Source organism: Coprobacillus sp., assembly GCF_984815275.1.
In genome coordinates, this window is record NZ_CFJNYH010000007.1 from 84,718 (window position 1) to 96,467 (window position 11,750).

Below are 11,750 nucleotides of genomic sequence, written 5' to 3' on the forward strand. Positions count from 1 at the left end.
ATAGATTTTATATCTAGAAATCAGTTGAGATTTAACTTATAAAGAACAGAAGATATTGCTTTTTAAAGATAAGGTATAAAACTGTGTGAAACTATCGCTATAAAAGAAAAGAAGTCTATATTTTTATCTTCATACATAAACTGTATGGGTGATGCTATGATTTTTTCAAAAATGGTCAAAAAAATAAAGTGGGTTAATATTGTCATGACAATTATTGTTGCAGCTATAGTTATAAGATTAGGTTATAGCCAATTTTATGCTTACCAAGAATTATCTTTAAAAGCTACAGAATCATGGCAAAGGGGATTTCCGTTAGAGGCAGCAAGAGGAAAAATTTATGATAGTCAACAAAAAGTATTGGTTGATAATTTGACAACTTCCTCATTAATTATTGTTCCTAGTCAAGTGAAAGATCCTGTCAATACAGCTGTACAGTTAGCAAAAATATTAGGATGTTCAGAAGAGAAGATATTAGAGAAAGTGAAGAAAAAAGTTTCAGTAGAAAGAATACAGCCTGAGGGTAGACAGATGGCTGAGGAGAAGGCTTATCAAATAGATCGTTTAAAACTTCCAGGGGTTTATTTAGTACAGGATACATTACGTTATTATCCACATAAAAACTATTTAGCACAAACTCTAGGCTTTGTAGGAATAGATAATCAGGGCTTGGTTGGACTAGAGTTGAAATATGATAAATATCTTTCTGGTGTTAATGGAAGTATTAATTACTATATGAATGCCAAAAGTCAAAATTTAAATATCTATCCAGCTGATTATATTTATCCAACCAATGGTATGGATATTGAATTAACAATAGATTCTCGTGTTCAAGATGTGGTGGAGAGAGAGCTAAACAACGCTTATCAAACATATAATCCAGATTCTATACTCTGTTTAGCAATGAATCCTAAGAATGGAAAGGTTTTGGCGATGTGTTCTAAACCGGATTATGATCCAAATGATTATAAAAATGCTGATAGTGAGATCTATAATAGAAACTTGCCAATCTGGAAATCATATGAACCGGGTTCAACATTTAAAATTATTACATTTAGTAGTGCTTTGAATGAAAATCTTTTTGATATGGATAAAGATACGTATTATGACAAAGGTTATGAAATTGTCAAAGGTGCAAGAATTAAATCATGGAAGAAAGGTGGACATGGTTTACAAACTTTCAGGGAAGTGTTACAGAATTCATCTAACCCAGGTTTTGTTGAAATTGGTAGACGTCTTGGAAAAGATAAGTTATATAAATATGTAAAAGACTTTGGATTAACTGAAAAAACAGGTATTGATTTGACTGGGGAATCATCAGGAATTATGTTTGATTATGATAAGTTTAATGAAGTTGAGCAAGCGACAGTTTCTTTTGGACAAGGTATATCTATTACACCTATTCAACTTGTGAGAGCAGTCTGTGCCTGTATTAATGGTGGATATCTCTATCAGCCATATATTGTTAATAAAATTTATAATTCTAAAACGCATGAAGTTGTTGTAGAGAATCAACCTAAGTTACTTCGTCAAGTTATCTCAAAAGAAACATCTGCAAAAGTAAGAGATGCCTTAGAAGGGGTTGTCACTGATGGAGGAGGTAAAAATGCTTATATAGATGGTTATCGTATTGGTGGAAAAACAGGAACGGCTCAACGTGCTATGAATGGGACTTATGCTGGTAATGGATATATCCTTTCTTTCTTGGGGATTGCACCAATTGATGACCCAGAAATTGTTTTGTATTTGGCAATGGATAATCCAAAAAATTGTGTACAATATGGGGGTACAACTGCGGCTCCAATTGCAAGAAAAATGTTAGTTGATATTTTACCAGCTTTAGGGGTAAAGAAGGTAACTGAACAAAAAGAAAAGGCTTATGTATGGACTGATGTCAAAACTTTTGATGTTCAAAATTATGTTGGGTTATCTAAAAAAGAAGTCAAGAGTGAAAATTATGGATTTGAATTTATGGGTAGTGGAGATTATGTTATCGATCAATTGCCACGTGTTGGAGAAAAAATAGAGGATGGACAGAAAGTTAAGATTATGTTAGGAAACAAAAGTTCATAAAGCAAAGGAGAGTGGAGAAGAGTGCATCTTCACTCTTTTGGTTTGCCTTTATCTTAAGTGAAGATTATCGCTGTATGTTTCATATCTTTTCTTTTGTTTGGTTGTTATTGTGAGGAAAATATGATATATTGTAAAAAGTAAAATACGTGTAAAGGAGTATGATTATGTTTTCAATGGTCTTTTTACAAATTGTTATCAATTTTATTGTGGCATTTGTCTTAGTCATGGCAGTTATGCCTAAATCTATTCAATATTTAAAGAAATTAAAATTTGGCCAAATCGAAAGAGAAGAAGGCTTAGAGTCTCATAAAGCAAAAGGTGGAACACCAACAATGGGAGGAATTGTTTTTATTCTTTGTGCTGTATTGGTTGTTTACATCTTGAATTTTTCATTCTTTCAAAATCCATATATTAACTTATTAACATTTGCTTTTGTTGGGTATGGATTAATTGGTTTTTTAGATGATTATTTAATTGTTGTCAGAAAAACAAATGAAGGATTAAAACCTATTTATAAATATGCATTACAGTCTGTAATGGCTATTGCATTTTATATGTTAGCAAAATATTTTATTCCTGATTTTGATACATCAATCTCAATTCCATTATTACATATGAATGTGGATTTAGGTTGGTTTTATCCTGTCTTGGTTTATATTATGTTTACTGCGGAAAGTAATGCAGTCAATTTAACAGATGGGCTTGATGGTTTAGCAACTGGGCTTTCTATGATTGCAACTTCAGTCTTTGTTATTTTTGCAATCATGAATAAAAATTATGAAATTGCTATTTATGCAATGATTATTGTTGGCGCATTACTTGGATTTATGTATTTTAATTATCATCCTGCCCGTATCTTTATGGGAGATACTGGTTCACTTGCTTTAGGTGGTATGTTAGCAGCATTAGCAGTTTTAACAAATCAAGAACTTTTACTTATTTTAATTGGTGGCGTTTTCTTAATGGAAACACTGTCAGTTGTTATTCAGGTTGTATCGTTTAAAACACGTGGAAAAAGAGTTTTCAAGATGGCTCCTATTCATCACCATTTTGAAATGTTAGGTTGGACAGAACAGCAGGTTGTAATTTCATTTTGGTTCTTAGGATTCATTTGTGGAATTATTGGTATTGTGTTAGGAGTTATGTAGGATGTTAAGTGGAAAGAAAGTTTTGGTTTTAGGGCTTGCAAAAAGCGGGAAGGCTGCTGTGGAGTTATTAAGTGCTGTACATGCAACAATTACAGTTAATGAATTTGCACTTCAGGAGCAAATTGAGTGTTATGATGAATATATAGCTCGTGGAATTGAAATGATTGTGGGTGGTCACCCAGATGATTTGTTTGAAAGAGATTTTGATTTTGTAGTCAAAAACCCTGGTATTAATTATCATAAACCATTTGTATTGCGTTTAAAAGAAAGGGGAATTCCTGTATATACAGAAATAGAGTTAGCTTATCGTTTGTCTCAACCTCAAAATTATATCGCTATTACAGGAACAAATGGCAAGACAACAACTGTTACATTAATTCGTGATATTTTAAAAAATGCAGGACGTCAGGTTTGCTTAGCAGGAAATGTTGGAACGCCATTATCAGAACTTGTCTTAAATGAAGATTTGCTTCATAAGAGTGATTATGATGTGGTATTGGAAATGTCTAATTTTCAATTGTTAGATATTGATGCTTTTCATCCAAGGGTTGCAACAATTATAAATTTGACACCTGATCATTTGGATTATATGGCATCATTAGAAGAGTATTATACTTCTAAAACACGGATTTATATGAATCAGGATCATAATGATATTTATTTACAGAATAAAGATGATGTGGTCTTAAAAGAATATCTTCAAAAGTATCCTCCACAAGCTAAGATTGTTTCCTTTTCATTAGAACAAGAGGCTGATTGTATGATCAAGAATGATGCTATTTATTATCAAGGTCAACATATTATCAATTTAGATGATATTAAAATTGTAGGACGTCATAATATTCAAAATATGATGATTGCCATTTGTGCCTGTATTCATTCAGGTATTGATGTTCAATCTATTCATGATACATTAGCTGCTTTTACAGGGGTGGAGCATCGTATTGAGTTTGTTAGAGAATATCAGGGTGTTAAATATTATAATGATTCAAAAGCAACAAATACTGATGCTGCAATTATTGCATTAAAATCATTTGAAAAACCAGTGATATTGTTAATGGGTGGACATGAAAAAGGATTAGATCTAAGAGAGATGGCAAATTATCAAAAACAAATCTCTCATCTGATTTGTTTTGGTGAGGCAGGAGAACGATTTGCTAAAGATATGAAGTGTCCAAATACGGATATTGTTAAATATATGAAAGATGCAATCATAAAAGCAAAAGAACTTGCTAAAAGTGGTGATGTTGTTCTATTGTCTCCTTCAACAAGTTCCTATGATGAATTTAGTGGTTATGAAGAAAGAGGAAATGTGTTCAAACATATTGTTAATAAATTTGAATAAGATAAGAAGGCTCTATCGGCTTTCTTTTTTTGCTTACAATTTTGTAAGGCGAATGTCTTATAAAATCATGTATAATAAAGACACAAGGAGTGAGAAATATGAAGAGAATATTAATAGTGGAAGATGATTCGGAGTTATGCTGTGAGTTAAAACTTTTATTAGAAAATGCTGGATATGAAGGCGTTATTTTACAGAATTTTCAAAGAGCTAAAGAAGAAATAATCAGTACTTGTCCGGATTTAATATTATTGGATATTGGAATTCCCTATATGAATGGTGAAATGTTACTGAGAGAACTGAGAAAAGAGAGTCAAATTCCTGTCATTATGGTGACGAGTCAAAATAATGAAACTGATGAGGTCTTAAGCATGAGTTTTGGAGCAGATGATTATATTACAAAACCTTATAATCCGACTTTATTATTGTTGCGAATAGAGGCAGTTTTAAGAAGAATGAATCATGAAGTGAATGTGTTAAAATATCATGATTTATTGCTGGTTCCAGAACGAGGGATCTTGAAGTGTCATGATGAATCATTGATTTTAACAAAGAATGAAATGTTAATTATGAAATATCTTATTGTGAATCAGGGGAAAATTGCCAGTCGTGAGGAAATTATGATGGATTTATGGGATAGTGAAGAATTTGTTGATGATAATACCTTAACTGTTAATATGAGTCGTTTAAGAAATAAATTACGCTCATTAGGTTATGGTGATGCGATTGAAACAAGAAAGGGATTAGGGTATATTTTGATATGACGATTGTGATGTATATAAAGGATAAGGCAGTCCATTTGTTGATTCATTTGATTATGGTGTTATTGGTGATATTGATGATGCTTGCTTTTCAATTGAATCAAGCTTTTATATTATTTATTATAACAATGATTGTATTTTTTATAAGTATTTGTTTTCTTTATGATTATTTCAGGCAAGTTTCTTTTTATCGCTTTTATCAAAAACAATTAGAACAGTTGGATCAAAAGTATTTTATATGTGAGTTGATAAAAGAACCTGGGTTTCTAGATGGGAAAATTCTTTATCAGTCACTATATACAATTAATAAATCAATGTTAGAAAAGATGAATGAAAGAGATGTCCAAGTCAATGATTTTAAAGATTACGTTGAGATGTGGATTCATGAAGTCAAGATACCTTTGGCACATTTAACATTAACTGTTCATAATCATAAAAGTGATGTGAGCCCACAGATATTAGAACAAGTTCGCAAATTAGAAAATCAAGTTGATCAAATTCTTTATTATGTACGTTGTGAAAATAGTCAAAAAGATTATTTAATTAAAAGTTCTTCTTTATCCAAGGTTGTGAAAAATGTCATTATGAAAAATAAAGATTACTTCATACATCATAAATTAAAACTCAGTCTTCATGATTTAAATAAAATGGTTTTAACAGATTCTAAGTGGTTAGAATTTATTATCAACCAAATTCTTAATAATAGTTTTCAGTATAGTACTCATAGGATGGAAAGTCGTATTGACATTTCAGCTGTGGAGGACAATAACCAGGTTATTTTAACGATTATGGATAATGGTATTGGCATTTGTCCAAGTGATCTTCCGCGCGTTTTTGAAAAGAGTTTCACAGGATATAATGGAAGAATTCAAAAGAAATCAACTGGCATGGGACTATATATATGTCAACGGTTATGTCAGCGTTTAGGACATCAAATACATATTGAATCTGTTCAAAATGAATATACAAAAGTGATGATTATTTTTCATAAAGATCATTATTACGATGTGGTGAAATAAGATGACAAATCTGTAAGGTTATGTTATATAAATCGATGGTTGAAAACGAGAAAATAATAGATAATAAGGATGACAAAGGAGGAAGGTATAATGGAACCTATTTTAAGAATTGAAAATATAGATAAATATTATGGAAACAAATCTAATTTAACAAAAGCCTTAAGTCATCTTTCATTAAACATTGATAAAGGTGAATTTGTGGCTATCATGGGAGCCAGCGGTTCAGGAAAGACGACTTTGCTTAATTGTGTATCCACGATTGATAGAGTCACAGCAGGACATATTTATGTTGGCAAAACTGATATTACAAAATTAAAAGGCAATCATTTGAATCGTTTTAGAAGAGAGGAACTTGGATTCATCTTTCAGGATTTTAATCTTCTTGATACATTGACTGCTTATGAAAATATTGCACTGGCTCTTTCGATTCAAAAAGTCTCAGTTAAAGAGATTGAAAAACGTGTCCAAGCCATTGCGCAAGCTTTAAATATCACTGATGTTCTTGACAAATATCCTTATCAAATGAGTGGTGGACAAAAACAAAGAGTGGCTTCAGCAAGAGCTTTAATTACTGATCCAAAACTGATTTTAGCAGATGAACCAACAGGAGCATTAGACTCTCATTCATCACAAATGTTACTGGCAAGTCTAAAAAAACTGAATGAACAACTTCAAACAACAATCTTAATGGTTACTCATGATGCTTTTAGTGCGAGTTATGCATCACGTGTTATCTTTATTAAAGATGGTCAAATCTTTAATGAACTCAGAAGAGGGAATCAGGAACGAAAACAATTTTTTGATCAAATTATTGATGTTGTGACATTGCTTGGAGGAGAATAATATGTTATTGAAACTCTCTTTAAGGAATATAAAACGAAGTTTTAAGGATTATACCATTTATTTTATGACCTTGATTTTGGGTGTTGCCATCTTTTATTTATTTAATTCAATTGAAAGTCAAACGGTTATGTTGAATGTTTCTTCTTCGACTCGTGAGATTATTGGAATGATGGTCAATATTCTTTCAGGTGTTAGCGTGCTAGTGTCTTTTATTCTTGGTTTCTTAATTGTTTATGCGAGTCGTTTCTTAATGAAAAGACGAAATAAAGAGTTTGGTATATATATGACTTTAGGTATGGGAAAACGTCAAATCTCAAGTATTCTTTTATGTGAAACATTCTTTATTGGTATTATTTCATTGGCAGTTGGTTTGGTTATTGGTGTTGCTTTGTCACAATTGATGAGTATTTTTGTAGCCAGTATGTTTGAAGCTGATATGACACGTTTTGCATTTGTTTTTTCTTCATCAGCAATGTTGAAGACCATATTGTATTTTGGTGTTATTTATATTGTTGTGATGATTTTTAATGTTTTCTTTATTGGAAAACAGGAGTTAATTGATTTGCTGTTAGCACATCGCAAAAATGAAAAAGTGAAAATGAAAAACATGTGGTTGTGTAGTGGTGTTTTTATCATTGGGATGATTATGCTGGGATATGCCTATTATCTTGTGACTGCTGGAATTACAAAATTAGATACAGCCGAAAAAATCTTTGTTCCAATTGGACTAGGAATTGTTTCAACATTTCTGATATTTTGGTCAGTATCAGGCTTTGTATTAAAAATCTTTATGGCGAAAAAGAAAACATATTATAAAGGCTTGAATACATTTACATTAAGACAATTTAGCAGTCAAATGAATACAACTGTTTTCTCTATGGGGATGATTTGTTTAATGTTGTTTGTAACGATCTGTGTGCTTTCAACTGGAATTTCTTTGAAGAATGCCACAACAGCCAATTTAAAGGAATTATCACCTACTGATATTTATGTTGAAAAGACTTGGAATTTGAAAGGGAATAAAGCCAATGGGAAGCCTTATAGCCAAAAAGATATTGCTGATTCTCATCTTTCAGTGAGCGAAACTTTAGTAAATCTTGATTTTTCTATTCATGAAAATTTGAAAGATGTTATCACTGTTAATGTCTATGCAACAAATGATTTGACTTTTGGTGATACATTAGGAAGTTATGCAACAAGTGTTCATTCTCAAATGCCTTATTTAAGATTAAATGCAGCAGAAAAAATCATGCGATTAAGCGAATATAATCAAGTCGCAAAAAGATATGGGAAACAAACATATCAATTACAGGACAATGAGTATATCGTGATTGCTAACTTTGGTGGAATGATTGAAATACGTAATGAAGCATTGAAAAGAGGAACTCAAATCGAACTCTTAGGAAAAATGTATTTACCTGCACATAAAGAATGTCAGGATGGTTTTTTAACTCCTAGTGCAAACCAAAGTAATAGTGGAATTATTGTTGTTCCAGATCAGGCAATAAATGAAAATTATAAGGAGAAAAATGTGTTAATTGCTGATTATAAGGCTACTGATGAAGTTGAAAAACAAAAGATTGAAGAAAAAGTTCAATCACTTGCTCAACATCCTTATGCTAAAGGATTAACTCAACTCAATGCTTCAACGAAAATAAGTATCTATGAAGGAAGTGTTGGTGTTGGAACAATGGTGACATTTATAGGTATCTATATTGGTGTTATATTCTTGATATCAAGTGCAGCAATTCTAGCATTAAAAGAATTAAGTGAAAGTGCTGATAATAAAGAAAGATATATGATGTTAAGGAAAATTGGAACTGATGAAAGGATGTTAAATAAAGCATTATTCACACAAATTTCACTCTTCTTTATAGCACCTCTTATTTTGGCTGTTATCCATTCTATATTTGGCATTGAGTTTTGTAAGTTTTTCTTACAGTCATTTGGAGAAGAAAATCTTTTACCATCCATTATGATGACAACCGTTTTCATTGTTATTATTTATGGTGGATATATGTTGCTGACTTATTTGACAAGTCGACAGATGATGAAAGAGTAATGTTATATATTAAAAAATGATAGGTAAGATTGAGATATGAAGGACATATTTCAATCTTTTTTCTAAAATTGGCTGTTATATACCTGTACACAATAATTCATTGAATAAATGATTTCGTGCATTATTTAAATTTATAGTTTTTATGGGAAGATATAAAGATATCTTCTTTTTTGATGACCTTTGACATATAAATAAGATGATGGAGGTCATAACATGAAAACAAAACGGATTATTACTTTAACTTTAACAATTGTTATTTTTGGATTGATTTGTGTTTATAGTTCATCTCATATATGGGCACTCTATAAATATGATGATTCTTTTTACTATATTAAGCGTCAAGCTATTTTTGCATGTATTGGTGTCATTGCCATGTTTGTGACTTCTCGCATTGATTATCATCTTTATAAAAAGTACTACAAACAAATTATAGGTGTTTGTTTCTTGTTGCTTATTTTGGTATTGATTCCTGGACTTGGAGTTGTTAGAGGTGGAAGTCGTAGCTGGTTTAATTTTGGTATTTTTGCTCTGCAGCCTAGTGAGTTGTTTAAAATTGGTATGATTATTTTTGCAGCAGTTTTTATTGAGAAAAATTATTATCAAATGAAAAAACTACGTTATAGTTTAAAACTATTAATGGTTATGGGATTGGGATTTCTTTTGATTATGTTGCAACCAGATTTTGGGAGTGGGATTGTTATGGCATGCAGTATTGTTGTAATGATTATTGTTTCACCTTTTCCCTTTATTTATTTTGTGTTTTTAGGTGCATTAGGGGTAGTAGGGATTGTTTTAATGATTTTATCTGCTCCTTATCGTATGGAGAGAATTCTTTCTTTTCTTGATCCTTTTCAAGATCCTTTGGGGAGTGGGTTTCAGGCTATTCAAGCTTTGTATGCTATTGGACCAGGAGGGCTGCTAGGTGTAGGTTTTGATAAGAGTATTCAAAAACACTTTTATTTGCCTGAACCACAGACTGATTTTATATTTGCTATTGTAGCAGAAGAATTTGGTTTTTTGGGTGGAGTATTATTAATTGGAGCATATTTATGGCTTTTTAAGACAATTTTACAAGTCAGTAAGAATGTCAAAGATTTATTTGGGAGTTTATTGATGATTGGAATTGTTTCAATGATTGGTATCCAGACTCTGATTAATTTAGGTGTTGTTGTTGGGTTATTTCCTGTCACAGGTGTAACACTCCCTTTGATGTCTTATGGGGGAACAAGTTTAACAATTACATTAATGAGTATAGGAATTTTAATTAATATCTCGAAATCAGTGAATTGTGTGTTATAATAGTCAGGTAGGGAGTGAGTTAGTCATGAAAATTATCGTAAGTGCAGGAGGAACTGGAGGGCATTTATATCCAGCTTTAGCTCTTGTTGATTATATAAAGACACAGGATAAAAATACAGAATTTTTATTTGTTGGAACAACGGATCGTTTAGAATCTCAAGTTGTTCCACAAATGGGCTATGAATATCGAGGGTTACATGTTAAAGGATTGGTTGGAAACCCTCTTCAGAAAATAAAAAATGCAATGATTTTTGTGAAGTCATTGAAACAATCTAAACAGATTTTAAAAGATTTTCAGCCCGATATTGTGATTGGTTTTGGTGGATATCCGAGTGCTTCAATTGTTTTGGCAGCAGCTAAAATGGGAATCCCAACAATGATTCATGAACAAAATTCTATTATAGGATTGACAAATAAAATTTTAATAAAAAAGGTTGATAAGATTGTATGTTGTTATCAAAAGGCGTATAATGAATTTCCTCATGAAAAAACTGTTTTATTAGGGAATCCCCGTGCAAGTGTTGTTTCTTCAAGACGTCTTCAAGACATACATCATTTATATCAGATTCCTCGTGATAGAAAAACAGTTGTCATTGTTATGGGGAGTCTTGGGTCATCATCAGTCAATACTGTGATGAAAGAAGCGTTAAGAGACATGCAACATGATGCATATGATGTTATTTATGTAACTGGTAAAAATTATTATGAATCAATGCGAGCAGATTTGCACGATTTGAATTCATCTATTCATTTGGTGGATTATATTGATGATATGCCAAGCTTGATAGCTTCTTGTGATTTAATTGTGTCACGTGCAGGAGCAACAACATTGGCTGAGATAACAGCTTTAGGAGCGGCATCTTTAATTATTCCAAGCCCTTATGTTGTCGCCAATCATCAAGAGTATAATGCTAAAGAGTTAGTTGATGCAACTGCTGCAAGATGGATATTAGAAAAAGATTTAGATGCTAAGACATTTGTGAAAGAAGTAAGAGATTTATTGGGGCATACTGAACTTTTGAATGATTTAAAGAATCATGCAAAAGAATTAGGAAAGCCTCATGCTTGTCAAGATATTTATCAAGAGATGTTAAAGACATTAGAAAGGAAATAGAAATGGATTTTGATCAATTGTTTTTTGATTTGGTTGATTTAGATATAGGTGATGTTTTAGAAAATGAACCAATGTATAAACATACAACTTTT

9 protein-coding genes are annotated in these 11,750 nt (G+C 31.5%); all 9 read left to right on the plus strand.

The window, feature by feature from the left end; all coding sequences use genetic code 11:
• The first annotated feature begins 156 nt into the window (after positions 1–156).
• The 9 genes from AC5M21_RS04275 (at position 157) to murG (ending at position 11,658) form a co-directional block, all read left to right on the plus strand.
• Entirely contained in the window at positions 157–2,070 is a 1,914-nt protein-coding gene (locus AC5M21_RS04275; protein WP_017143811.1) for a penicillin-binding transpeptidase domain-containing protein, read from the plus strand.
• 164 nt (positions 2,071–2,234) lie between these two features.
• Positions 2,235–3,218, plus strand: coding sequence for a phospho-N-acetylmuramoyl-pentapeptide-transferase (gene mraY / locus AC5M21_RS04280; RefSeq protein WP_008790431.1), 984 nt, complete (start codon positions 2,235–2,237; stop codon positions 3,216–3,218).
• Between the two features lies 1 nt (position 3,219).
• Positions 3,220–4,563, plus strand: a complete 1,344-nt coding sequence (murD, locus tag AC5M21_RS04285; protein ID WP_008790430.1) for a UDP-N-acetylmuramoyl-L-alanine--D-glutamate ligase — start codon at positions 3,220–3,222, stop codon at positions 4,561–4,563.
• A gap of 98 nt (positions 4,564–4,661) precedes the next feature.
• Positions 4,662–5,324: a response regulator transcription factor gene (locus AC5M21_RS04290; protein WP_008790429.1), complete on the plus strand. Its 663-nt coding sequence runs from the start codon at positions 4,662–4,664 to the stop codon at positions 5,322–5,324.
• Positions 5,321–6,340: a sensor histidine kinase gene (locus AC5M21_RS04295; protein ID WP_054688287.1), complete on the plus strand. Its 1,020-nt coding sequence runs from the start codon at positions 5,321–5,323 to the stop codon at positions 6,338–6,340. The genes AC5M21_RS04290 and AC5M21_RS04295 overlap by 4 nt, the downstream gene beginning before the upstream one ends.
• A 90-nt stretch (positions 6,341–6,430) precedes the next feature.
• Positions 6,431–7,183, plus strand: coding sequence for an ABC transporter ATP-binding protein (locus AC5M21_RS04300; protein WP_008790427.1), 753 nt, complete (start codon positions 6,431–6,433; stop codon positions 7,181–7,183).
• A 1-nt stretch (position 7,184) separates the two neighbouring features.
• On the plus strand, positions 7,185–9,245 hold the full coding sequence (locus AC5M21_RS04305; RefSeq protein WP_017143809.1) for an ABC transporter permease: 2,061 nt from the start codon (positions 7,185–7,187) through the stop codon (positions 9,243–9,245).
• Between the two features lie 213 nt (positions 9,246–9,458).
• Positions 9,459–10,544, plus strand: coding sequence for a putative lipid II flippase FtsW (gene ftsW, locus AC5M21_RS04310; protein ID WP_008790425.1), 1,086 nt, complete (start codon positions 9,459–9,461; stop codon positions 10,542–10,544).
• Between the two features lie 25 nt (positions 10,545–10,569).
• Positions 10,570–11,658 (plus strand): undecaprenyldiphospho-muramoylpentapeptide beta-N-acetylglucosaminyltransferase, encoded by a 1,089-nt coding sequence (murG, locus tag AC5M21_RS04315; protein ID WP_008790424.1) that lies wholly within the window; start codon positions 10,570–10,572, stop codon positions 11,656–11,658.
• Positions 11,659–11,750 lie beyond the last annotated feature (92 nt).

Coding starts and splice junctions, on each gene's coding strand:
- AC5M21_RS04275 (WP_017143811.1), top strand. CDS start 157: ATGATTTTTTCAAAAATGGTCAAAAAAATAAAGTGGGTTAATATTGTC.
- mraY (WP_008790431.1), top strand. CDS start 2,235: ATGTTTTCAATGGTCTTTTTACAAATTGTTATCAATTTTATTGTGGCA.
- murD (WP_008790430.1), top strand. CDS start 3,220: ATGTTAAGTGGAAAGAAAGTTTTGGTTTTAGGGCTTGCAAAAAGCGGG.
- AC5M21_RS04290 (WP_008790429.1), top strand. CDS start 4,662: ATGAAGAGAATATTAATAGTGGAAGATGATTCGGAGTTATGCTGTGAG.
- AC5M21_RS04295 (WP_054688287.1), top strand. CDS start 5,321: ATGACGATTGTGATGTATATAAAGGATAAGGCAGTCCATTTGTTGATT.
- AC5M21_RS04300 (WP_008790427.1), top strand. CDS start 6,431: ATGGAACCTATTTTAAGAATTGAAAATATAGATAAATATTATGGAAAC.
- AC5M21_RS04305 (WP_017143809.1), top strand. CDS start 7,185: ATGTTATTGAAACTCTCTTTAAGGAATATAAAACGAAGTTTTAAGGAT.
- ftsW (WP_008790425.1), top strand. CDS start 9,459: ATGAAAACAAAACGGATTATTACTTTAACTTTAACAATTGTTATTTTT.
- murG (WP_008790424.1), top strand. CDS start 10,570: ATGAAAATTATCGTAAGTGCAGGAGGAACTGGAGGGCATTTATATCCA.